20 protein-coding genes are annotated in these 21,702 nt (G+C 72.4%); 8 read left to right on the top strand and 12 right to left on the bottom strand.

The annotated features are described in order from the left end of the window. Positions 1 to 36: 36 nt before the first annotated feature. Entirely contained in the window at positions 37 to 801 is a 765-nt protein-coding gene (locus ACZ4K2_RS18450) for a hypothetical protein (protein ID WP_467473969.1), read from the top strand. A 242-nt stretch (positions 802 to 1,043) separates the two neighbouring features. On the opposite strand, the gene ACZ4K2_RS18445 is transcribed toward ACZ4K2_RS18450, so the two are convergent. Further along, the gene (locus tag ACZ4K2_RS18445) at positions 1,044 to 1,412 is read right to left on the bottom strand and encodes a hypothetical protein (protein WP_467473967.1); all 369 of its coding nucleotides are present in this window, start codon (positions 1,410 to 1,412) and stop codon (positions 1,044 to 1,046) included. Between the two features lie 261 nt (positions 1,413 to 1,673). Between ACZ4K2_RS18445 and ACZ4K2_RS18440 the strand changes: the two genes are divergently transcribed. Beyond that, positions 1,674 to 2,522, top strand: coding sequence for a trypsin-like peptidase domain-containing protein (locus ACZ4K2_RS18440; RefSeq protein WP_467473966.1), 849 nt, complete (start codon positions 1,674 to 1,676; stop codon positions 2,520 to 2,522). A gap of 50 nt (positions 2,523 to 2,572) precedes the next feature. Here the strand turns inward: ACZ4K2_RS18440 and ACZ4K2_RS18435 are convergent, their stop codons facing one another. Further along, positions 2,573 to 4,183 carry an N-acyl-D-amino-acid deacylase family protein gene (locus ACZ4K2_RS18435; RefSeq protein ID WP_467473965.1) on the bottom strand — a complete coding sequence of 537 codons (1,611 nt, stop codon included), beginning with the start codon at positions 4,181 to 4,183 and terminating at the stop codon, positions 2,573 to 2,575. Between the two features lie 9 nt (positions 4,184 to 4,192). Then, a complete protein-coding gene (locus tag ACZ4K2_RS18430; protein ID WP_467473963.1) occupies positions 4,193 to 5,464 on the bottom strand; it encodes an amino acid deaminase in 1,272 nt (423 codons plus the stop codon). A 197-nt stretch (positions 5,465 to 5,661) separates the two neighbouring features. Between ACZ4K2_RS18430 and ACZ4K2_RS18425 the strand changes: the two genes are divergently transcribed. The 5 genes from ACZ4K2_RS18425 to ACZ4K2_RS18405 all read left to right on the top strand — a co-directional run bounded on the left by ACZ4K2_RS18425 (position 5,662) and on the right by ACZ4K2_RS18405 (position 10,033). After that, positions 5,662 to 6,669, top strand: a complete 1,008-nt coding sequence (locus tag ACZ4K2_RS18425; protein ID WP_467474065.1) for a sugar kinase — start codon at positions 5,662 to 5,664, stop codon at positions 6,667 to 6,669. Next, positions 6,666 to 7,430 (top strand): IclR family transcriptional regulator, encoded by a 765-nt coding sequence (locus tag ACZ4K2_RS18420; RefSeq protein WP_467473961.1) that lies wholly within the window; start codon positions 6,666 to 6,668, stop codon positions 7,428 to 7,430. The genes ACZ4K2_RS18425 and ACZ4K2_RS18420 overlap by 4 nt, the downstream gene beginning before the upstream one ends. Then, positions 7,427 to 7,837 carry a RidA family protein gene (locus ACZ4K2_RS18415; RefSeq protein WP_467473960.1) on the top strand — a complete coding sequence of 137 codons (411 nt, stop codon included), beginning with the start codon at positions 7,427 to 7,429 and terminating at the stop codon, positions 7,835 to 7,837. The genes ACZ4K2_RS18420 and ACZ4K2_RS18415 overlap by 4 nt, the downstream gene beginning before the upstream one ends. Positions 7,838 to 7,941: 104 nt before the next feature. Beyond that, positions 7,942 to 9,420, top strand: a complete 1,479-nt coding sequence (locus ACZ4K2_RS18410; RefSeq protein ID WP_467473958.1) for a GntP family permease — start codon at positions 7,942 to 7,944, stop codon at positions 9,418 to 9,420. 37 nt (positions 9,421 to 9,457) lie between these two features. Further along, positions 9,458 to 10,033, top strand: coding sequence for a hypothetical protein (locus ACZ4K2_RS18405; protein WP_467473956.1), 576 nt, complete (start codon positions 9,458 to 9,460; stop codon positions 10,031 to 10,033). Between the two features lie 21 nt (positions 10,034 to 10,054). Here the strand turns inward: ACZ4K2_RS18405 and ACZ4K2_RS18400 are convergent, their stop codons facing one another. The 4 genes from ACZ4K2_RS18400 to ACZ4K2_RS18385 all read right to left on the bottom strand — a co-directional run bounded on the left by ACZ4K2_RS18400 (position 10,055) and on the right by ACZ4K2_RS18385 (position 13,407). After that, positions 10,055 to 11,398 (bottom strand): M14 family metallopeptidase, encoded by a 1,344-nt coding sequence (locus tag ACZ4K2_RS18400; protein ID WP_467473955.1) that lies wholly within the window; start codon positions 11,396 to 11,398, stop codon positions 10,055 to 10,057. A gap of 220 nt (positions 11,399 to 11,618) precedes the next feature. After that, a complete protein-coding gene (locus tag ACZ4K2_RS18395) occupies positions 11,619 to 12,185 on the bottom strand; it encodes a lamin tail domain-containing protein (RefSeq protein WP_467473953.1) in 567 nt (188 codons plus the stop codon). 161 nt (positions 12,186 to 12,346) lie between these two features. After that, positions 12,347 to 12,547, bottom strand: coding sequence for a DUF397 domain-containing protein (locus tag ACZ4K2_RS18390; protein ID WP_467473951.1), 201 nt, complete (start codon positions 12,545 to 12,547; stop codon positions 12,347 to 12,349). A gap of 8 nt (positions 12,548 to 12,555) precedes the next feature. Further along, positions 12,556 to 13,407 (bottom strand): helix-turn-helix domain-containing protein, encoded by an 852-nt coding sequence (locus ACZ4K2_RS18385; RefSeq protein ID WP_467473949.1) that lies wholly within the window; start codon positions 13,405 to 13,407, stop codon positions 12,556 to 12,558. Between the two features lie 202 nt (positions 13,408 to 13,609). Here ACZ4K2_RS18385 and ACZ4K2_RS18380 point away from each other — a divergent pair, with 202 nt between their 5' ends. Further along, positions 13,610 to 14,020 carry an ATP-binding protein gene (locus ACZ4K2_RS18380; protein WP_467473947.1) on the top strand — a complete coding sequence of 137 codons (411 nt, stop codon included), beginning with the start codon at positions 13,610 to 13,612 and terminating at the stop codon, positions 14,018 to 14,020. Position 14,021: 1 nt separating this feature from the next. Here ACZ4K2_RS18380 and ACZ4K2_RS18375 read toward each other — a convergent pair whose 3' ends face one another. From ACZ4K2_RS18375 to ACZ4K2_RS18355, 5 genes are all read right to left on the bottom strand, one after another. Continuing rightward, complete coding sequence (locus ACZ4K2_RS18375) at positions 14,022 to 15,284, bottom strand: DUF1266 domain-containing protein (RefSeq protein WP_467473945.1); 1,263 nt, start codon at positions 15,282 to 15,284, stop codon at positions 14,022 to 14,024. A 73-nt stretch (positions 15,285 to 15,357) separates the two neighbouring features. Next, on the bottom strand, positions 15,358 to 15,702 hold the full coding sequence (locus ACZ4K2_RS18370; protein ID WP_467473943.1) for a hypothetical protein: 345 nt from the start codon (positions 15,700 to 15,702) through the stop codon (positions 15,358 to 15,360). Further along, on the bottom strand, positions 15,681 to 20,423 hold the full coding sequence (locus ACZ4K2_RS18365; RefSeq protein WP_467473941.1) for a putative T7SS-secreted protein: 4,743 nt from the start codon (positions 20,421 to 20,423) through the stop codon (positions 15,681 to 15,683). The genes ACZ4K2_RS18370 and ACZ4K2_RS18365 overlap by 22 nt, the downstream gene beginning before the upstream one ends. Next, entirely contained in the window at positions 20,423 to 21,028 is a 606-nt protein-coding gene (locus ACZ4K2_RS18360; RefSeq protein WP_467473939.1) for a hypothetical protein, read from the bottom strand. Before ACZ4K2_RS18360 ends, ACZ4K2_RS18365 begins: the two co-directional genes overlap by 1 nt. Next, entirely contained in the window at positions 21,025 to 21,573 is a 549-nt protein-coding gene (locus ACZ4K2_RS18355; RefSeq protein WP_467473937.1) for a hypothetical protein, read from the bottom strand. The genes ACZ4K2_RS18360 and ACZ4K2_RS18355 overlap by 4 nt, the downstream gene beginning before the upstream one ends. Between the last annotated feature and the right edge of the window lie 129 nt (positions 21,574 to 21,702).

Raw genomic sequence — 21,702 nt, 5'->3', positions numbered from 1 at the left:
TCTCTCGGGCCGCCCGCGTCCCTAGAATCCGCTGCCATGTCCATGGAACGGGAGTACGAGGCGGGGGCGTACGGCGGGGACCCGGAGGGCGGCTCGTCGCACGCCCACCACCCCATGCCGGCTCCGGCCCCGATGCACGGGGATCACATCGATCCGGCCACCGCGCACGGCCGGCGGCACGCCCACGACGAGACGCGCGAGCTGCCCCGGGTGCCCGGGGAGGCCGCGCCGGCCGCCACGGACCGGGAGCGCGCCGAGCCCCCGCGGGCGCGGCGGCACGCACGGGGCCGGCGCGGGGTGGCGGCTGCCGTCGGCGTCCTCGGGGCGGCCGGCGCCGTCGCGGTGCTCGTGGGCCTGGCCGGACCGGGCGTCGCGGACGGCTCCCATCCCACCGACGGCGGGTCGGCCACCGAAGCCCCCGTGACCGGTAGCGGCGAGCCGGCCGGCACGGCGACCGCCGACCCGACGGCGGACGCGGACCCGTCCGCCCCGTCGTCACCGTCTCCGGACGTCACCACCTCGGCCCCGTCGGCACCCGAGCCCTCCGCGACCGCCTGGTCCGTCCCGCCCTCGCCGGTCGCGTCCCCGACCGGCGGCGCGACGGTGAGCGCCGTCCCGACGGAGCCCGAGGCCGCCACCACCACCGCCGCTCCCACCGCCTCCGCCCCGGCCTCCGCCACGCCCGGCGCGCCGTCCAGCGGCTCGACGAGGTCCGCCTCCGGCTCCCCGCGCGACGACGGCGATGACGAGGAGGACCACGACCACGACCGCGGCCACGGCCACGGCCGCCACTCGGACTGACCCGACGGCGGCGCGGGGCCACCCGTGCCGAGAGGCCCGCGGCTGACGCACCCCGCCGGACCCGGTCGGGGACGGTCCGCCGCGGGCCGGTGCGGGCGCAGGTGCCCTCGGACACCTCTTTTTGGCGGCGTGCTCGCTCGTCGGGCGGTGCATGACGGACGCCGTGGAGCGGCTGGTGCCGGACGAGTCGTGGTCGTCGGTCCGGCGGCCGGTTCCGCCGACCGCTCCCGGGAACCGCCCGGTTACGCCGGCCCGCACCCGTCCGCCCGGACGGTGTCGCCGTCGACGGTCACGGTGGAGCAGACCACGGAAAGGTTGTAGGCGACGTAGGGGCGCGGCGGACCGGAGAGCACCTGCACGTTGGCCGTCGCCTTGTCGACCGTGAACCAGTAAGGGGAGCCCCCGTCGACGAAGCCGCACGCGGACCGCGAGACCCACAGGTTGGGGAAGAAGTAGCCGCTGCCGGAGGGCAGCAGGGCGAGGGACGTCGACGTCGGGCAGTGGGTGGTGGTCGACGCCCGCGCGGCCTGCGCCGGGGCGCCGACGGTCACGGCGGTGGCGGCCAGAGCCGTCGCGCATGCCGCCGCCACGCGGCGTGGGAGCTGTCTCATCGCTTTCCTCCGGTCGGTCGGGGGTGCGCCGCTGTGTGCCGGGCCAGCCTCGCCGCACGCCGTCGCCCGGACCAGCCCCGAACCGGCCAGTCCCGGCGCGCCGGTAACGTTCGATGCCGATGGCCGTCCGGCCGAGGGAAACCCCTATGTCCTGACCCGGCTCCTTGTCCCCACCCCTCTTCGTTGTCAACAATGCGCATGACAACCGAGCGGGCGACCGGAACTCCTCCGGTCGCCCCCGTCGTAAGAGGGGACCCCCACATGAAGAAGCCTCTCCTTGCCGCCCTTTCCTCCCTCGCGATAGCCGGCTTGGGCGCCACCCCGGCGATCGCCGCCCCGCACACCGCCACCGGGACCGCCCCGCACGCCGTCAAGGCCACGGTGGACTTCGCCGGCACCGTCTCGCTCAGCAACTGCTCCGGCTCCGTCATCCGCTTCCCCAACTCCGCCGACTCCGACCCGGCCCTGGTGCTGACCAACGGCCACTGCCTGGAGACCGGCATGCCGTCGGCCGGCCAGGTCATCACCGGTCAGTCCTCCAGCCGCACCTTCGGCCTGCTGAACTCCGCCGGCACCAAGATCGCCACCCTCCGTGCCAACCAGATCGTTTACTCGACCATGACCGACACGGACGTCACGATCTACCGCACCACCACCACGTACGCGGCGATCAAGAGCTCCTACGGCATCAGCCCGCTCACCGTCCAGGACACGCACCCGGTCGCCGGCACCGCCATCAAGGTGGTCTCCGGCTACTGGAAGCGCATCTACAGCTGCAACGTCGACGGGTTCGTGTACCGGCTGAAGGAGGGCGACTGGACCTTCAAGGACTCGGTCCGCTACACCTCCGCCTGCGACACCATCGGCGGCACCTCCGGCTCCCCGGTCGTCGACGCCACCACCGGCAAGGTCGTGGCGGTCAACAACACCGGCAACGAGGACGGCCAGCGGTGCACGGTGAACAACCCGTGCGAGGTGGACGCGAGCGGCAACGTGACCGTCCGCCAGGGCATCAACTACGCCCAGGAGACCTACAACATCCCGGCCTGCTTCACCACCGGCAACAGGCTCAACCTGAGCGCCTCCGGCTGCACCCTCCCCAAGCCGTAGCCGTAGCCGTAGCCGTAGCCGTAGCCGGAAGAGGAACCGGGGGCGGGCGGTCAGACCGGCGTGCGCCGGACCGCCCGTCCCGCCAGCACGTCCGTCCGCCGGCCGTCCTCGACGACGAACCGGCCGTCGACCAGCACGTGCGGGATCCCGACCGGCAGCGTCCGGGGCTCGGCGAAGCCGGCCCCGGACGCGACCGTCCGCGGGTCGAACAGGACCAGGTCGGCCCGGTACCCCTCGCGCACCAGCCCGCGGTCCGGCAGCCGCAGCCGCGCCGCGGGCCGGGAGGTGAGGTGGGCGACGCACTCCTCCAGCGACAGCACGCCCAGCTCCCGCACGTAGTGCCCGAGGTAGCGCGGGAAGGTGCCGTACGCGCGCGGGTGCGGCTTGGCGCCCCGCAGGATGCCGTCGGAGCCGCCGGTGTGCGTGCGGTGCCGCATGATCGTGCGGACGTTCTCCTCGTGGCCGACGTGCTGGAGGATCGTCGTGCCGAGCCGGTCGGCCACCAGGAGGCGGCGCGCCGTGGTCCAGGGGGACTCGCCGCGCAGCTCCGCCGATGCCCGGACGCTGCGGCCCACCAGGTCGCCGAGTGCCGGATCGGTCACCCCGGAGATCTCGATCGTCTCCCACTCCACGGGCACCCCGTGGCAGCCGTCCGAGCCGGTGACCTCCAGGTCGTGCCGGATCCGCTCGGCCGTCGCCGGGTCGCCGAGCCGGGCCAGGACCTCCTCCGGGCCGCCCTCGCTCGCCCAGCTCGGCAGCAGCGCGGCCAGGGTCGTGCAGCCGGGGGTGTAGGGGTAGGTGTCCAGCGTGATGTCCGCACCCGCGTCCAGGGCGCCGTCGAGCAGGGCCAGCAGCTCGGGCGCCCGGCCCTCGTTGACCCCGAAGTTCATCGTCGCGTGCGCGAGGTGCAGCGCGCAGCCCGCCTCCCGGGCCACGCCGACCATCTCGGCGTACGCCTCCAGCGCGCCGGCGCCGTAGGAGCGGTGGTGCGGGCAGTAGTAGCCGCCGTACGCGGCCACCACCCGGCACAGCTCGGTCAGTTCGCTCTCCTGGGCGTACATGCCCGGCGTGTAGGTGAGCCCGGAGGACAGTCCGACCGCGCCCTGCTCCAGGCCCTCGGCCACCAGCCGCCGCATCCGGTCCAGCTCCGCGGGCGTCGCCTCGCGGTCCTCCCAGCCCATGACGAGCGCCCGCACCGTGCCCTGCGGGACCAGGTAGGCCGCGTTGACGGCGATGCCCCGGTCCAGGCGGTCGAGGTACTCGCCGACCGACCGCCAGTCGAAGTCGACGTCCTCGCCGTACCCGTTCCACCCGGTGATGGCCCGCCGCACCTCCTCCAGGGTGCGGTCGTCCACCGGCGCGTAGGACAGCCCGTCCTGGCCGAGGACCTCCAGCGTGACCCCCTGCGCGGCCTTCGCGCCGTGGTCGGGGTCGCGCAGCAGCGCCAGGTCGGAGTGGGCGTGCATGTCGATGAAGCCGGGGGAGAGGACCAGGCCCTCCGCGTCCACCTCGCGCACGGCGCGCGGACGCTGGCAGCCGGCCGCCGCGGCCTCCTTGACGATCGAGACGATCCGCCCGCCGTCGACCACGACGTCGGCGCGGTAGGAGTCCGCCCCGCTGCCGTCGACGACGTCGGCGTCCCGGATGACCAGGTCCTCCACGCGGGCCTCCTAGAAGAACGTACGGATGTAGTCGACGACGGTGCCGTCCGCCTCGGCGACCGGGATGAGCTGCCACTTGTCGAAGGACGTGCACGGGTGGGACAGGCCGAGGCCGATCCAGTCGCCGGTCTCGACGTCCGCCCCCGGGTCCGTGCGCAGCCAGGCGTGCTGGTCGGACAGGCCGGTCACGGTGATGCCGGTGGCCGGGCGCTCGACACCGTCCCGGCGTACCACCTCGGCGGTCGGCAGGTCCAGGTCGTAGGCGGCGTCGCGCTTGCCCGCGTTGGCGAAGGCCTGCTCGGGGGTGGGGCGGGAGACGACCTGCGTCCACAGCCGGAAGGCGGGCTCCAGGGCGCCCTCCTCCGGGACCCGGGAGAAGGGGGTCAGCCTGCGGTAGTGCCCCTCGTCGTGGGAGACGTACGCCCCCGAGCGCAGCAGCTTCAGCACGGGCCGGGAGAGGGCCGGGATCCCGGCGAACACGTCCGCCACCGCGTCGAACCAGGCGCTGCCGCCCGCGCTCACCACGATCTCGTCCGCGTCCGCGAAACGGCCGTCCGCGTCCAGCGCGGCGGCCAGCGCCACCAGCCGCCGCAGGTAGGACCGCACGCGCTCCGGATCGGCCTGCGGTACCTCGCCCTCGTAGCCCGCCACCCCGACCAGGCGCAGGGTGGGGGCGGCGGCCACGGCCTCCGCGACGGCCGCGCACCCGGCCTCGGTGCGCACCCCGGTCCGGGCACCGTCCCCCGCGCCCAGCTCCACGACCACGTCCACCGGGCGGGCGGCCCCGCGCAGGGCCGCGTCCATCAGCTCCACCCCGCGCACGGAGTCGACGTAGCAGACGAAGCGGAACTCCGGGTCGGCCGCCAGCTCGCCGGCGATCCAGCGCAGGGCGGCGGCGTCGACCAGTTCGTTGGCGAGGAAGACCCGCCGGATCCCGAACGCCCGCGCCACCCGAACCTGGTGGGGCACCGCCAGCGTGATGCCCCAGGCACCGCGCTCGATCTGGCGGCGGAAGAGCTGGGGGGCCATGGAGGTCTTGCCGTGCGGGGCGAACGCCAGGCCGTGCCGGGCGGCGTACGTCTCCATCAGCGCGAGGTTGTGCTCCAGGCGCTCGGCGGACAGGGCGAGGACGGGGGTGGTGAACCCGTCGGCGTCCCGGAAGAGGTTGCGGCGCTGGGCGGTCAGCTCGGCCACGGTCAGCCCGTCGGCGTCCGCCGGGAGCCCCTTGAAGCGGTGGTCGACGCGTTCCTCGGCAAGGCGGGCGAGCGCTTCGCTGCTCATGGAGCCCCTCTCCTGGCGTTGCGATATGTGCAACAGCCATTGCATCTTTTGCTAACTGGTGTCTAGCATCTCGCCGACATCGGGTCAACGGAGCCCCGGCCCCGACCTCGACAGGAGTCATCATCGACGACGCTGCTTACGACTCGCCCGTCGCACGCCCGTGGAACGGCGTGGACGTGGTCGCGCTCGGCGAGTCCATGGTCACCTTCCTGCCCAGCCGGCCGGGCCGCCTCGCGGACGTCCCCTCCTTCCACCGCGCGATCGGCGGCGCCGAGTCCAACGTGGCCTGCGCCCTCGCGGCCGCCGGGCACCCCGCCCGCTGGGTGAGCCGGGTGGGCGCGGACGGCTTCGGACAGCACCTGGTCGAGCGGATCGCCGGGTACGGCGTCGACACCGGCGCCGTGCGCACCGACCCGGCCCGCCCCACCGGCGTGTACTTCCGCACCGCGGCCGACCGCGACACCGACGCCCACGAGGTGGCGTACTACCGCGCCGGCTCCGCGGCCTCCGCCATGACCGCGGACAACGTCGACCTCGCGGCGGCGCGGTCCGGACGGCTGCTGCACCTGTCCGGCATCACCGCCGCCCTGTCCGCCGGCTGCCTGGAGCTGATGCGCGAGCTGACCGCGCCCCGGTCCGGCCGCCCCCTGGTCTCCTTCGACGTCAACTACCGCCCCGCGCTGTGGCCGGACGCCGCCGGCCCCCGGGTGCTGCTGGACCTCGCCCGGCGCGCCGACATCGTGTTCGTCGGCGAGGACGAGGCCCGCCGCGCCTGGGGACTGCACGGCGACCGGGCCGTCCTCGCGGCGCTGCCCGGGCCGGGCACCGTGGTCGTCAAACAGGGCAGGGGCGGAGCGACCGCCTTCGTCCGGGGCACCGGCGACGACGAGGAGACGGGCGGCCGCCGCGCCGTCTTCGTCCCGGCCCCCGAGGTGGACGTCGTCGCCCACGTCGGCGCCGGGGACGCCTTCGCCGCCGGCTTCCTCTCGGCCACCCTGCGCGGCCTGCCCGTCCGCGACCGCCTGCGCCACGGCCACCTCTTCGCCGCCGCCGTCCTCACCGTCCCCGGCGACCTCGCCGCGCCCCCCGCCCGCGACCACGCCGACCGCCTCGCCGCCCTGGACGACGACGCATGGGGGAGACTTCGACTCGGCCCCGGCTGGACCCAGGCCGAGCAGGCCGAGGAGGAGGCGAACACCCCATGAGTCAGACCGTCGACCGCGCCCTGAGCATCCTGCCGCTGCTCGCCGAGGGACCCGCCGACCTCGGGCAGGTCGCCGGCCGCCTGGGCGTCCACAAGTCCACCGCGCTGCGCCTCTTGCGCACCCTGCACGAACACGGCCTGGTCTACCGCCAGTCCGACCAGCGCTACCGCCTCGGCGCCCGGCTGTTCGCCCTCGCCCAGGAGGCGATGGAGAACCTCGACATCCGCGAGATCGCCCACCCCCACCTCGTCCGGCTCAACGAGGCGTGCGGCCACACCGTCCACCTCGCCGTGTACGAGGAGAACGAGGTGCTCTACATCGACAAGGTGGAGAGCCGCTACCCGGTCCGCATGTACTCCCGGATCGGCAAGCCCGTCGCCATCACCGTGGCCGCCGTCGCCAAGCTGCTCCTCGCCGACCTGCCCGCACCCGAGCGCCGCGTCCTCGCCGAGCAGCTCGACTACCCCCTGTACACGGCCCGTTCCACGCCGAACCCCGAGGCCTTCCTCAAGGAACTGGCCGCGGTGCGCGAACAGGGCTGGGCCACCGACCTCGGTGGCCACGAGGAGTCCATCAACTGCGTCGCCGCGCCCGTCCGCGGCGCCGACGGCCGGGTGGTCGCCGCGATGTCGGTGTCCGCGCCGAACGTCGTCGTCACCGCCGAGGAACTCCTCACCCTGCTCCCGCTGGTCCGCCGTACCGCGGACGCGATCAGCGGCGAGTACTCCGGAAGAACGCCAGTGAAGGGCACCCCCGCATGACCGAGAAGACCGCGCTCACCCCGTCGACCCACACCACCCCGCCCGCGAAGTTCTCGCACGGGGTGCGCAAGGGCAACATCCTCCAGGTCGCCGGCCAGGTCGGCTTCCTGCCCGCCGAGGAGGGCAAGGCCCCGACGCCCGCCGGGCCCACCCTGCGCGAGCAGACCCTCCAGACCCTCGCCAACGTCCGGGCGATCCTGGAGGAAGGCGGCGCGACCTGGGACGACGTGATGATGATCCGCGTCTACCTGACGGACGTGGACCACTTCGCCGAGATGAACGAGATCTACAACGCCTACTTCGAGGAGCAGGCCCTCACCCAGCCGCCCGCCGCCCGCACGACGGTCTACGTCGGACTGCCGGCCGGCCTCCTCGTCGAGATCGACGCGCTCGCCGTGCTCGGCTGACACCCCCTTCCCCGCGACTCCCGCACGGCGCGGCACTCCCCGGAGTGCCGCGCCGCGCTCCCCCCTGCCCGAAAGCAGCCTGCGCTCACGAAGAGGACCCCCGCATGTCCTTCCCGCTCGCCGTCCCCGCCCCCGCGGCCCCACCGCACACCGGGGGCCTGCTGCTCCTCGTCGACGGCACCGCCGGGCTCCTCACGGTCGCCGCCGTGGGGATAGGCCTGCTGCTCCTGCTGATCATCAAGGCGAGGCTCCAGCCGTTCGTCGCCCTCCTCGCCGTCTCCATAGCCGTCGGCCTGCTCTCCGGCCTGTCCGTCACCGAACTCTTCGGCACCGTCCAGCGCTCCGACGCCGTCTCCACCATCGAGTCGGGCATGGGCGGCATCCTCGGCCACGTCGCGATCATCATCGGCCTCGGCACCATGCTCGGCGCGATCCTCGAAGTCAGCGGCGGGGCCGAGGTGCTGGCCTCCCGCCTGCTGGGCCTCTTCGGCGAGCGCCGCGCCCCCCTCGCGATGGGCCTGACCGGCCTGCTCTTCGGCATCCCGGTCTTCTTCGACGTCGGCATCTTCGTCCTGGCGCCGATCGTCTACGCGGCCGCCAAGCGGTCCGGCAAATCGATCCTGCTGTACTGCCTCCCGCTGCTCGCGGGCCTGTCCATGACCCACGCCTTCCTGCCGCCGCACCCCGGCCCGGTCGCCGCCGCCGGACTGCTGCACGTGCAGCTCGGCTGGATCGTCCTCATGGGTGTCGTCTGCGGCATCCCGGCGGTGCTGGCCGCCTGGGCGTACGCCGCCTGGGTCGGCAAGCGGATCTTCGTCGCCGTGCCGCAGGACATGGTGGAGGCAGCGGAGGAGGCGAAGCGGGCGGTGCTGGCCGAGCAGCACGCCCAGGGGGTGGCACCCCGGGAGCACCCGGTGCCGCTCGCGACGGTCCTGGCCATCATCGGCACGCCCCTGGTCCTGATCCTGGCGGCCACCTTCTCCTCGATCGCCCTGGACCCCTCCCCGGCCCGCTCGGTCCTGGAGTTCGTCGGCAACCCGTTCGTCGCCCTCACCTCCGCCCTGCTGCTCGCCTACTACCTCCTCGGCATCCGCCGCGGCTGGTCCCGCAAGTCCCTGGAGACGGTGTCCACGGCGTCCCTCAAGCCGGTCGGCAACATCCTGCTGGTGGTCGGCGCGGGCGGGGTCTTCGGCGCCGTGCTGAAGGCGGGCGGGGTCGCGCAGGCGCTGTCGGACACCTTCCACGACGTGGGCCTGCCCGTGATCGTCCTGTCGTACCTGATCTCGCTCGTCCTGCGGGTGGCGCAGGGCTCGGCGACGGTGGCGATCGTGACGACGGCGGGCATCGTCGCCCCGCTGCTGACGGAAGGTCACCACTCCCAGGCGTTCGTCGCCCTCGTCATCATGGCCATCTCGGCGGGCTCCATCTTCGCCTCGCACGTCAACGACGGCGGCTTCTGGATGGTGGCCAAGTACTTCGGCATCAGCGAGCGCGACACGCTGCGGACCTGGACGGTCCTGGAGTCGGTGCTGTCGCTGGCGGGGTTCCTGGTGGCCGCCGTGGTCAGCGTGTTCGTGAGCTGACTGGTTCCGGCACAGGGAAGTCGTCCATACTGCGCCCGTGGAGCAGCGCATAGGAGCGAGCAGCAAGCCGTCCGAGGCCGACCCGTCGAAGACGCAGCCGGTGACCGGCGCGGGTTTCGACCCGGCCTTCATCCCGGGGCTCACGGGCCCGACTCCGGCGGGGCCGGTGGCGAAGGGAGTTGACGACGCGACACCGGCCGACGCGACGCCGCGCGACGAGGCGCCGGCCGACGCGGCGCCCGGCGACGAGCCGGCGGACGCCCCGGCGACCGCCGAGGCCCCGGCGGACGCGGCGGCCGAGGACGCGGCCGAGTCCGCCGCGGACCCCGCGGACGGCCCGGTCTTCGAGGCGGCCGACCGCCGGGCGCGGATAGTGGCCGACCGCAGGGGCGTCCGCCTCAGCCTGGACGAGGAGGCGTGCGAGTTCCGCTGGGACGAGATCGCCGCGGTGGAGACGGAGACGCCCCGCTTCGGCAAGCGGTACACGGTCACCGTGCACACCCCCGACCGCCGCTGGTTCCCGATCGAGATCGAGGCGGCGGCCAGGGGGCGCTTCAAGGAGTGGGACGAGCAACTGGACGCGGTCCTCGACGCGTACTTCGAGGAGGCCTAGCCGCAGCGGCCGGCCGTACGGCTAGCCGCAGTACTGGGCGGCCTTCCCGATCGACCGGTACATGCAGTCGGCGTTCTCCAGCAGTTGCAGCACGGCGTCCTTGTTACGGGAGGTCTCCCGCTCGATGACCTCGTCGGGCGGGTAGAACCCACCGTTCCCACTGGACGTCGGGTACATCTCGAAGGTGTAGGCGAAGACCTTCTGTGCACCCCACAGGTAGTCGTCGATCGACCCGTCCGTGATGTACAGGTCGCTGGACTGCTCCGGCGTGTACCCGTTGCTCGCGGCCATCTTCTGCCCCACCGCCTTGAACGCGGCGGCGTCGTCGGCCGTCATCCCGGTCGCCGTGTCGCCGTACGTCCAGCCGAACGGCCACAGCACCAGCTCGCTGTAGGTGTGGAAGTCGATGCCGGCCTTGATCTGCTGCCTGCCCCCGACGACCCGGCCGCGCACGAAGTCGGCGACGACCTTCACCTCGGGCGCGGACTCCGGGGACGCCCCGCGGTAGGTCTCGGACGACTTGGTGCCGGAGGACCCGCCGCAGCAGCCCCACTTGTAGTCCCAGTTCCGGTTGAGGTCCGTACCGACCGCCGTGGAGCCGGAGTTGGGCTGCCGGTTCTTCCGCCAGGACCGGTACGACCCGGTGGCGATGTCGTACTCGCCGCCGTCCGGGTTCAGGTCCGGCACGATCCAGATCTCGCGGCTGTCGACGAGCTTCGTGATCCGGGAGTCGGTCCCGTACCCCGCGCCGAGCTCGCGCAGCAGGTACAGCGCCATCTCCACGGTCAGGTGCTCGCGGGCGTGCTGGTGCGCGGTGAACAGCACCTCGGGCTCGTCCTCGTCGGTGCCGACGTTGTCGCTGACCTTGATGGCGACGATGTCCCGGCCCTCGTACGACTTCCCGATCACCCGCCTGCTCATGATGTTCGGGTAGGCGGCGAGGCGCTGGCCGATCTCGGCGTTCGCCTCGGCGTAGTTGTGGTACTTCGCGTCGGCGCCGGGGAAGTCGTACAGCCGGGCCTGGCCGCGCTGCGGGGCGGCGCCCAGGGGCCGGGGGTCGTACCCCAGCCGGCGCAGCTCGCGGATCTGCTCGGCCCGCCCGGACACGACGACGGTCTCCTCGTCGGCCTCGTCGACGGTGACCCCGGCGGCCTGGATGGCCGTACGGGTCACGGGAGTCGTGGCCTGGTGGATCTCGTACTGCCGTACGTCGTCCGCGGAAGGGGTGACCTTCCGGACGCCGTCGGCGCTGGCGTGGCCGGCGGTGGCCGACACGGGCGCGGCGAGGGCGAGGGCCAGCAGCGCGCCGAGGGCGGCGGTACGTCTGCCGCCACGGGCGCCGGAGCCGCGGATGCTGAGTCGCATGAACGCTCCTTGGGGGTGGAGGTGGGGTGTTCGCGTGCGACGTGCGGGTGCGGCTCACCGGGGCCTTCGGTGGGGCTCCCTGTGAGTCCGCTGTGCGGATCGGCGCTCATGGTGCAGCATTGGCATGATCAGGTCAATGGTGCGGAGGGGTGCCCGGCCCCGTGACGGACGAAGCGCGCCACTTCCGGGGAAGCGGCGCGCGGGACGGGTGGGGCGGGGGTCACCGCCGCCGGTCGTGCCGTCCGCCGTCACGGTGGCCGTGGTGGCCGTGGTGGCCACGCTGGTCACGATGGTCGTGGCGGCCGGAGCGGTCGTTGCCCCAGGAGGCGGAGTCGACGATGCGGCCGCGGTCGTCGCGCAGGGTCGCGGTGTCGTGGCCGGCGTCCCACACCGACTCGCGGCGGTCCTGGTAGAGGTCGTTCTTCCGGTCCCGCCCGAACCCGGTGTGCACGCGCACGCTCTGCTGGTCCCTCAGCCGGTGGTGCCGGAAGGTGTACGTGTGGCCGTCCTCGTCGGACAGCGTCCACCCGTCGAGGTCCACGGCCCGGCGCCCGTCGTTGGTGATCTCCACCCATTCCTTGTTCAGGGCGGCGTTGGAGCGGTCGTACCGGGCCGACCGGTGCGTCTGGGCGGCGCCGATGGCGACGTGCGCCCGCTCGGACCGGCCCGGGTGGCCGGGGGTCCGGTCGGCGGCCGAGGCGGGCAGGGCCACGGCGCCCACGAGGGCGGCGGCCACCGCGGCGGCGGCGGTGATCCGGGGGCGGAAGGCGAATGCGGATACGGACACGAAGTCCCCCTTCGAGAGGGTTGCGCACACCCCGCGGCGCGCGTTCGCGGTGCACGGGGGCGACCGGTCGGCCGCACGCCACACCTTGCGGCGCGGCACCCGGGCGGTCGAGGAAACGCGCGGACTGTTACCAATCGCGGATATATCCGTAGCTATCGGCGCTAATGTCCGAACCGGTTCCCCTTCAGAGCCTCGACGAACGAACCGAAGCCGGCGGCCGGGAAGGTGAGGACGGCCCGGGCGGGCGCCTTGGAGTCGCGGACGGCTATGTGGGTGTCCAGGTCGGCGACTTCGACGCAGTCGTTGCCCTCACCGCCGCCGGAGAAGGACGACTTCTTCCATGAGGTGGGGATGGTCGTCATGCCGGTGCTCACAGCTCCTTCGCCAAGTGGTGGATGAGGTCGCGTGACCGCTCAGGGGTCAGCGCCTGGCCCCTCACCCTACGGAAGAGCTTGCGAAAGTGCTCCAGCTGCGCCGCGGAGTCGATGAACGCCGTGCCGTGCGGAGCGTCGCGCACGACGGTGTCCAGCCGGGGGACGACTCCGCCCAGGTGCACCATGGCGCTACCGGCGCCCCCGAAATCGTCCAGCGCGAAGGGGATGACTTGCACGGTGACGTGTTCCGCCTCGGACTCCTCCAGAATGCGACCGAGCTGGGCCCGGCAGGCGGCGCGCCCGGCCACCCTGATGCGAAGCGCGGCTTCATGGATCACAGTCGCGTAGGGGATCGGATCGGGACCGTCGATGACGACCCTCCGCCTCATCCGGTGCTCCACGCGCAGGGCTACCTCGCTGGCGGGGAACTCCGGATTCATGTAGGCGAAGAGCGCGCGGGCGTAGTCCTCCGTCTGCAGCAGCCCCGGCACATGGATGACCGCCACGTCCTTGCGGGACCTCGCGTGATGGTCCAGCTCGGCGAGATCCTGGTAAGCGGCGGGCAGCACGCCTCGGTACTCCTCCCACCAGCCGCGCGTGCGGTCTGTGGCCATGGCTGCCAGGGCGTCGATCAAAGGGAGGTCCGTACACGCGTAATTGGCGGCGAGCCGGCGCACGCGTTGCTCGCTCACCCCCGCGACGCCGGCCTCCATCTGACTCATCTGCACGGAGTTCGTTCCCAGCAGGGCCGCAGCCTCCGTCGCCTTGAGTCCGGCGGCCTCGCGCAGTCTCCGCAGTTCGGTTCCCAGGCGGACCTGGCGTGCGGTGGGGTTCCGTCGTGCCGGCACCGGCGTCCTCTCCTCAACTGCTGCGGTGGGGCGACTCTTTCGGGGCCCACGTTACGTGACCCGCTTGCAGCGAATGAAATTTATGCCCTACCTTCGGTCACGTACCGCACACGCAGCGGAAGCGCACGCACCCCTCTGCCCTGACGGCTGCGGCAGGCCACCGCGCGCTGGAACCCCCCTCACCGGACGGAGTCGACGACGCATGCCCGAGAACGAGACGTGGGACTACACGCTCTACATCCCCAACGACCTCAGAGCCGTGACCGTCTGTCGCAAGACCCTGCGGGTGATCCTGGCGATGCACGGGTTGACGGGCCTCGCGGACACGGCGGAACTGCTGGCGACGGAGCTGGTCTCCAACGCGGTACGGCACACGAAGGGGCCGGCGGCGCTGCGGGTGCGCCGCTCACCGCAGGGGCTGGTGTGGATCGGGGCGTGGGACACCGACCCCGAGCCGCCCGAGCCGCCGGTACCGCTGGAGAAGGCCCTCGACCGGGAGGACGGACGGGGACTGGGTCTGGTGAGTACGTGCGCGGAGTACTGGGGCTGGCAGCCGTCGGCCCGCTTCGGCGACCGGGGCAAGTACGTGTGGTGCGAACTCCCGGCGGCCTGACTCACTGCTGCCGGAAGGGGATGTTGAGCCACGGGCTACCGGGGTCGGACATCAGGACGCGGTGGGCCTCGACCATGTTCTGGTACCAGGCGCCGAACTCCTCGTCGTCGAAGTGGAGGCAGCGGCCGAGGATGAAGCCGACGGAGAAGTCCTGCCACGACTTGTAGGTCCGGGCGGCGGCCCGGCCGGCCCGGACGACGGCGGACTCGGCTTCCGCGAGGGTGCCGTACCTGGCTCCCAGCCCCCACCGTGCCATGTTGGACGCACGTCCGAGGTCCCAGGCGTCGACGGACGAGACGTGGCGGCTGCCGTCGAGTATGCCGTCGGCGCGCATCCGGGCCTCGTAGCGGGTGATGCGTCCGATCAGCCGCTGTACGCCCTCTACCTGGGCCTCGACCTCGGACCCGGGCCGGGGCTCGGTCCTCGTGACACCGTCCTCGCTGACCGTGACCGAGCCTTCTGACCTGGCGCGTATGACGTCGGCGGCGGTCTGGCGCCAGTAGCCCGCGTCTACGTGGCCGCCGAAGTCACGTGCGATGCTGCGGCGCAGGCCGAGGACGAAGTCCCAGACCGGGCTGTGCTGTTCGCAGTCGAGGAGGTCGCGGAGGCAGCGCAGCCACTTCTCACGACTGGTGATGCCCCACCACTCGCGGAGTCGCTTCCGCTCGTCCGGATAGCCCGCGCCGTGCCAGGCCATGGCGTTCCAGAATGCGCCGTTGTTGAAGCACAGGAGGCCGCCGCAGGCGAGGCCGTGGGCGACGGTGCCGTGCAGGGGGCCGCCGATGCGGAGGGTACGGAGCGACAGGGACGTGTCCCGGGCGGGAGTCCGTGCGCCGAACTGCGCCCAGGCCGCCGAGTGCGGTGGGGCGGAGGGCAGAAATGCCTCGCATGGGCTTCCCGGGTTGACGACGATCATCGGCGGATCGGTCGGAGCCCACACCTTCGGGAACCATTCCAGGTAGTTCCAGTCGAAGACTCGGTGGGGCTCCGGGGCGGGCAGCATGCCCTCGGTGTACACGGCCCAGATCCGTCCACCGGGGACGCGGGGGTCATGCCCGAAGACGGCGTGCGTGGCGCTGGGCGTGGCGTCCGCCTGGTCTTTCTCTATCTCGAAGTACAGCGGGTTCCGCGCGAGTGCGGAGAGGTAGCCGACCCAGTTCCCACGGCTCTTGGCCTCGAACAGCGCCTGTTCGATTTCCGAGGGTGGCGTCCAGGCGGGAGGTGCGGAAGCCGAGAAACCCGCAGGTGGCGGACCGAACGACATCGAGTTCCTGACCTTTTCCAGGGATATTTGTACGCGACGGATATCAATCTTGGTTAGAGTTTGATGTGTGGGGTTAAGCTTGACTGGAGAACATTTTCATCCAGTGCAGAATTTTTTGACTGTTGCTGTCCATGAGGAACAATTCATTACCGTCTCCATGCAGGGAGATGCTTGCCATGGCGAGAGTATCCTGTGGATAAGTGTCCAGGAATGACAAGAGGGAGGCCGTCTCTCTCTGGAGTTGAGAACCGGGAGTCGTTCTTTTCAGGCGGCGCCTGTATGTGTTCGCCAAGTTCTCTCTCGACACGCTTCCCACTTCAATTGCATTGATCTCCGCGAGGCGGTCGAGGAGTTGTGCGTCACAGATGCCGGACTCGACAGCCGCTTCAACGAGCTTCAGGATCCTGACTTTGTCCATGGCCCCCCACCTATGCTCACCTCGGCTCCCGTAACGGTACCCCGAATCATTACCTCACCTTCGTCGTACGGGAATGAAACACCGGGCACGCGAAAGTAGGTCGCTCCGTCTGCGTTCGGTATCCGGAGGACGACTCCGGGACCGTTGCCTCGGTAGCTCTCCTCTAGCGCCATGCCTTCGTAATCCGTCGTCCATGAAGTGAAGATGCTATCGGTGCGGCCCCCGGCATGAGATTGCGGATCCGCGTGTCCGCCCAGCGGTTCCGCGACTCCATGCTTGGCGTCTTCATACATTTTAATCCACTCTTGCGGACTTCTCTCGTCTGCGTGTCCGACACCGCGGTACAGATAAGGCTCTTCCTCGGCATCCCAGCTTCCCCCGTTCTCGCACGCATCCGGCGCAAGCCCCAGATGATCGAACCACGAATGCGGGTTGTGGACGTAGGAGGCGGGGTTGGGGGCTGGAGCCAGGCCCAGTGGATCCCGGCTGAGATACCGCGCCGTCTCCGGGTCGTAGTGGCGGAAGTAGTTGTAGTGCAGGCCCGTTTCCGGGTCGTAGTACTGGCCTGGGAAACGTAACGGCGTGTACGTCGTGCTGTTCGTCGTCCACGCCGTCGCGCCCCAGAGCGTGCTGCGGGTGCGCCAGGCGATGTCGCCCTGTTCGCCGACCAGTTCGCTCGGGGTGCCCACCAGGTCCGTGACGATCGCGAAGAAGCGGGAGTCGATCTCCCGCTGGGGAGCCTCCGCCGCGGTGATGCGTTCCGTCTGGGCGAGCGGGCGCAGGCCCTGGTGGTCCCAGGTGAGGGTGACCGGGTGGGGGAGGTCCGCAGAGACCGTCGTCTGTTCGCAGAGGGTGGTGCCGTCCCAGGTGAAGTCCACCCTTTCCAGGACCGTCTCGCCGTCGTCCGCCAGGCGGAGCTTCGCCGTGCGGCGGCCCAGGGCGTCGTACGTGTAGCGCCAGCGGGTGCCGTCCGGCGTGGTCACCGAGGTCAGGCGGTCCTCGGCGTCCCACGTGTAGCGCCAGGTGTCCGGCTTGCGGGACAGGCGGGTCTTCTGGCGGAGCGTGACGCGGCCCAGCGCGTCGTGCTCGTAGCGGACGTCACCCGCCCGGGTGATGCGGGTGCCGACGTACGCGCGCGAGCCCCGCGCCTCCGCGCCCGGATGCTCCGACGGCCAGGATGCCCGGGTCTGGTTGCCCGCCTCGTCGTACGCGTACCGCTCCGTCCAGCCGGCCGCGTGGACCGCCGTCACCCGGCCCGTCGCGTCCAGGTCGAAGCGCCGGGAGCCCGACAGGTGGTCGTCGATGCCGATCAGGTTGCCGTCGGCCCGGTAGGAGTACGCCCGGTGCTGGACCAGGTCGCCCCCGGCGCCGGTCACCGACTGGGTGGCCAGGCGGCCCAGCGCGTCGAAGGTGTGCTCCAGGGCGACCGCGCCGCCGATGCGGCGGGTCAGCTCGCGGCCCGCCTCGTCGTACGTGAAGTCGATCGCCCGGCCCGACGCCACCATGCCGGTGCGGCGGCCCGCCGCGTCGTACGACCACGTCGTCTCGGCCCCGGCCGGCGTCACCCGGCTCGCCCGGCGGCCCAGCGCGTCGTACGTGTACGTCACCGTGCGGCCGTCCACCGTCTCCGAGCGCAGGCGGCCGTGACGGTCCCGCAGGAGGGTGAGCGTCGTGCCGTCCGCGGTTGTCGCCTGGGCCAGTTGATCGGTGAGGTCGTAGGCGTACGTCGTGACCCGGCCCGCCGCGTCCTTGCGGAGGACCTGGCCGAGTTCGTTCCGTTCGAAGGACGTCACCTCGCCGAGCGCGTTCCGCCGGGAGCGCAGGCGGCCCGCCGCGTCGTAGGCGTACGTCAGGACGTGGTCGTCGAAGTCCGTCTCCGACGCCAGGCGGCCGGCCGCGTCGTACTCGTACGTCCACGTCAGGCCCTGCGGATTCGTGACCTTCGTCAGGCGCAGTTCCGTGTCGTGGTCGAACTCGTAGCGGACGCCGTCCGGGCCGGTGCGGGCGGTGAGCAGGTCGAAGTGGGTGTACTCGAAGCGGGAGACGCCGCCGAGCGGATCGGTGTGGCTCGTGCAGTTGCCCTCGCCGTCGTACGTCCACGTCTCCGTCGTGCCGTCGGGGGCCGTGCGGCGGGTCGGGTGGCCCTCGACCGACCATTCCAGGCGGGTCGTGGCGCCCGCGGGGTCCGTGATCGCGGTCGGGCGGCCGAGGGCGTCGCGCGCGTAACGGGTGGTCGCGCCCAGCGGGTCCGTCACCTCCAGCGGGAGGCCCGCGCGGTCGCAGACGACCGTCGTGGTGTTGCCCAGCGGGTCCGTCACCGACGTCAGGTGGCCGGCGTCCGTGTAGGTGAACCGGGTGGTCCGGCCCGCCGGGTCGGTGACCGACGTGCGGTTGCCCCGGGAGTCGTACGTCTGGCGGACCACCGTGCCGTCCGGGTTCACCACCCTCACCGGCAGGCCGAGGCCGTCGTACTCCGCCGTGGCCTCGCGGCCGTCCGGGCGGACCACCCGGACGAGGTTGCCCGCCTCGTCGTACGAGAACGCCGTCGTGCGGCCCAGCGGGTCCGTCGTGGAGAGCAGGCGGTGGTGGCGGTCGCGGACGTGGTGAGTGGTCGCGCCCAGTGGATCGGTCTCCGCGACCACCTGCCAGGTGTCGTTGATCAGGTAACGGGTGGTGTGGCCCCTGGCCGTCGTCGCCGTCGTCGTCCGCAGCCCCGTCGACGGGTCCGGGTCCTGGTACGCCAGGTGCGTGGTCAGGTGGCCCGCCGCACCGCGCTGCGCCGTACAGCGGTCCCGGTCGTCGTACTCGTAGGAGTAGCCGCGGTCGTTCGTGTCCGTCCACGACGTGACCCGGCCGGCCTCGTCGTACGTGAAGCGCAGGGGCAGCCCGGAGGAGTTGGTGACCTCGGTGAGGTTGCCGTCCGTGTACCCGAAGCGCTTCAGCTCCTCGCCGGTCGCCACCAGGTGGTACGCCGTCACGCGGCCCGCTTCCACCGTGACGCGGACGCCCTGGCCGGCGCTCGTGAAGACGCCCAGCGGGGTGCCGTCGGCGTCGTGCTCGAACGTGGTCCAGTTGCCGTTGCGGTCGTCGATCTGCTCCAGGACCGCCAGCCCGGGACCCCGGTCGGCGAAGTGCCGGGTGCGGTGGGTCCGGGGATCGGTGACGGTGTAGCCGCCGTCCACCCGGTCCAGGAGGAGCCGGGGGCCGTGGCCGGGCAGGGTGGGCAGGCCGGGCGCCGGGTGGGGGTACGACAGGAGCAGGCCGTCCTCGGTGACGAAGACGACGCCCTCCGCGTCGATCTCCAGGCGCTGGTCCAGCGTCGAGGACCAGGACGGCCCGAACCAGCGGCCCAGGTCGTAGCCGGACTCCACGCGCCGGGTCAGGAGCAGGGGCAGGACGCCGGGCAGGGCGACGTCCGTCTGCGGCAGGAACATCCTGCCGGTGGCCACGTTGACCGGGTCGCCGCACTCTTTGGTGCTGCTTTCGTCGTGCGAGCGCTGCGGCGGGTCTTCCTCGACCCTCGAACGGGCCGTCTTCGTGCCCGCTTCCTCCGCCTCCCGCGCGCCCCTGCGCAGACCCTGCCCGGCGAGGCCCTCCGCGCCCTCCTTCGCCGCGAGCCGCAGGCCGCCGCCGGCGAGGCCCGCGCCCTTGGTGCCGATCGCCTCGGGGAAGAGCCGGCCGAAGAACTCCGAGGGGTCCTTGCGGAAGCCGTCCGCGGCGGCCCGGGCGGCGCGTTCGGGGTGGGCCGCGGTGGAGGTCAGGCCGGAGAGCGTCATGCTGACGTTCTGCAGGTAGGCGGCCGGGTGGGTGATGTTGTAGGGGTCGGCGGGGTTCAGGCCGCGGACGACGTCGACCAGGCCCGCCGTACCCTTCAGCGCGCCGCCCACCACATGGGTCAGTTCGGTGGTGGAGGCCTGGAAGCCGTCCTTGAGGTCCTTGCCGAGGCGCTCCAGGGGCGGGGGTTCGGCGGGGGCGTGGGCCAGGGCCGCCCGGACACTGCCCTGGGCCTCGGAGGCGGCGGTGTTGCGCTGCTTGCGGGCCTCGGCCAGCTTGTGCCGGGCCGACCGGACGTCGGCCTTGCCGGGGTCGACCAGCGGGCCGGGTTCCGGGCCGGGGTCCTGGCCGGCCTCGGCCTTGGCGTTGTAGGCGTCCACCTTCCGCCGGTGCGCCTCGAACGCCTCCTCGGACGCCCGCACGCCCTTCTTGTACAGCTCGACGGCCTCCCGGGCCTGGCCCTGCGCCCACTTGACGGTGTCGGCGTACGCCTCCAGCGCCCCGGCCGCCGTCCGGCACGCCTCGGCCGCCTGCGCCCACTTGGCGGGGTGCACCCCGAACCGCTTGCGGAAGGCGTCGCCGCCCTCGCCCTGCCAGCCGGAGGAGTCGACCTTCCGCAGTCCCTGGCCGACCTTGTCGAACGCGCCGTGGAAGTCCCGCAGGTGCTCGGCGTTGCCGCGGATCTTCCCCGGGTCGCCGTGGACCAGTTCGTCGGCCTTCTCGGTCTCGCCGAGCTGCTGCTCGCCCGGGGTCGCGCCGAGGTCCGAGGCGACACCGTCGCCCCAGTCCTCCACCACGTCGGCCCACTGGTGGGCCCCGACGCGGTCCAGGCCGTCACCTATCCTGTCGGTGGTGTAGTCGACGCCCTCGCCGACGATCCTCTTGCCGCCGTCGATGAGCTTCTCGCCGCCGCTGAGCAGCGAGTCGGTGAGATCCCCAAGACCCATCAGCCCGCACCGCCCCGACTGCCCGCATCATCGGCCGCAGCACCCTCCGCGTCGCCGGTGGCGCCGCGCAGGTCGCCCAGGCCCATGCCCGGCACCGGGCCGATCGTGTGCGAGGTCATCACGTCGTCCGCGGCGCCCCGCCAGCCCTCCTTGCTGTTCGCCCACGCCTCCTCGAAGGACTCCCCGCTGTAGTCGGCGCCCCCGCCGGAGGCGGCTATCTCCCCCCAGCCCATCTTCTCCACGTCCTCCTCGGAGGCGTACGGGTTGCCGACGATCGCATTGGTCACGACCTTGAAGGAGCCCTCGACGTACTGGTCCGTCTCGTAGTACGTGCCCGCCGACAGACCCGTCTTCACGGCGAACGCGTTGCCCTCGGCGATCAGCGACCGCACCCCCCACTCCCAGCGCTCGCAGAACGACTTGAACTCGTCCGTCAGGCCCGTGTGGCCCAGCTCCAGCCCGGACATCACGAGGTCGGAGAAGCCGCGCCCCGCGCCGGCCCGCCCGACCATGCCCAGCTCCTCCAACTCGCCCAGGGCCTCGGTCAGGCCCTTGGCGATCAGGCCGAGCCCCTCGGTCCTCAGGTCCTTGCCCGCGTCGGTCACCGCTCGTCCCCCGTCCCGTCCCCGACGTCCACCGCCACCCCGTCCGGCACGACCCCGCGCACCGGCGGGAAGACCATCCCCCGCGCACCGTCCGCGCAGTCCAGCGCCACCCCGCACGGCACCCCCACCGCCGGTACGGCCGCGTCCAGCAGGCGCGCGCCGAGGACCGTCCGGTACGGCCACTCGCGGCCCGCCTCGCCGCGGGCCGTGGCGTAGCGGGCCAGTGCCCGCTCGTCGGAGAACGCCAGGAGGAAGCGCACGCCACCGTGGTCGGCGGCCAGCGGGTCGCCCGTCTCCGCATCCAGCGGGACGAGGACGGCGGTGCGCCGGAACTCGCCGAGCAGGACGGCGGACTCCCGGCGGCCGAGCCCGGCGGCGGCCGGGGTCTCGGGCAGGGGGGCCGTGCGCCCCGGCGGAGTGGTCTGCCCGGCTGGTTCCGTGCGGGTGGTCCGCGGCGGGGCCGGTTCCGGCGGGTCCGCGTAGTCGTACAGGCGTGACCTGCGGACCTCTTCCTGCGCGCGGGCGTCTCCCCCGTGTCCGGCCATGTCCGGGATCATCACACCGGCCCGTCGGCGGTCGCAACGCGTCACGCGGCCGACCGATCGAGTCCGGCCGCGCACGCCGGACGCCCGGGCCAGTGGTGGCCCGGGCGTCGGGTCGTGCGGGGTGGAGCG

It is taken from the genome of Streptomyces sp. NPDC025833 (genome assembly GCF_055558055.1).
This window is presented reverse-complemented; position numbering and strand designations above follow the sequence as displayed.

What these genes read in the sequence shown, in the direction of transcription:
- ACZ4K2_RS18355 (WP_467473937.1), bottom strand. Translation starts at nt 21,573, where the DNA reads ATGGCCGGACACGGGGGAGACGCCCGCGCGCAGGAAGAGGTCCGCAGG.
- ACZ4K2_RS18450 (WP_467473969.1), top strand. Translation starts at nt 37, where the DNA reads ATGTCCATGGAACGGGAGTACGAGGCGGGGGCGTACGGCGGGGACCCG.
- ACZ4K2_RS18400 (WP_467473955.1), bottom strand. Translation starts at nt 11,398, where the DNA reads ATGCGACTCAGCATCCGCGGCTCCGGCGCCCGTGGCGGCAGACGTACC.
- ACZ4K2_RS18370 (WP_467473943.1), bottom strand. Translation starts at nt 15,702, where the DNA reads ATGGACAAAGTCAGGATCCTGAAGCTCGTTGAAGCGGCTGTCGAGTCC.
- ACZ4K2_RS18365 (WP_467473941.1), bottom strand. Translation starts at nt 20,423, where the DNA reads ATGGGTCTTGGGGATCTCACCGACTCGCTGCTCAGCGGCGGCGAGAAG.
- ACZ4K2_RS18440 (WP_467473966.1), top strand. Translation starts at nt 1,674, where the DNA reads ATGAAGAAGCCTCTCCTTGCCGCCCTTTCCTCCCTCGCGATAGCCGGC.
- ACZ4K2_RS18425 (WP_467474065.1), top strand. Translation starts at nt 5,662, where the DNA reads ATGGTCACCTTCCTGCCCAGCCGGCCGGGCCGCCTCGCGGACGTCCCC.
- ACZ4K2_RS18430 (WP_467473963.1), bottom strand. Translation starts at nt 5,464, where the DNA reads ATGAGCAGCGAAGCGCTCGCCCGCCTTGCCGAGGAACGCGTCGACCAC.
- ACZ4K2_RS18410 (WP_467473958.1), top strand. Translation starts at nt 7,942, where the DNA reads ATGTCCTTCCCGCTCGCCGTCCCCGCCCCCGCGGCCCCACCGCACACC.
- ACZ4K2_RS18445 (WP_467473967.1), bottom strand. Translation starts at nt 1,412, where the DNA reads ATGAGACAGCTCCCACGCCGCGTGGCGGCGGCATGCGCGACGGCTCTG.
- ACZ4K2_RS18375 (WP_467473945.1), bottom strand. Translation starts at nt 15,284, where the DNA reads ATGTCGTTCGGTCCGCCACCTGCGGGTTTCTCGGCTTCCGCACCTCCC.
- ACZ4K2_RS18415 (WP_467473960.1), top strand. Translation starts at nt 7,427, where the DNA reads ATGACCGAGAAGACCGCGCTCACCCCGTCGACCCACACCACCCCGCCC.
- ACZ4K2_RS18380 (WP_467473947.1), top strand. Translation starts at nt 13,610, where the DNA reads ATGCCCGAGAACGAGACGTGGGACTACACGCTCTACATCCCCAACGAC.
- ACZ4K2_RS18420 (WP_467473961.1), top strand. Translation starts at nt 6,666, where the DNA reads ATGAGTCAGACCGTCGACCGCGCCCTGAGCATCCTGCCGCTGCTCGCC.
- ACZ4K2_RS18390 (WP_467473951.1), bottom strand. Translation starts at nt 12,547, where the DNA reads ATGACGACCATCCCCACCTCATGGAAGAAGTCGTCCTTCTCCGGCGGC.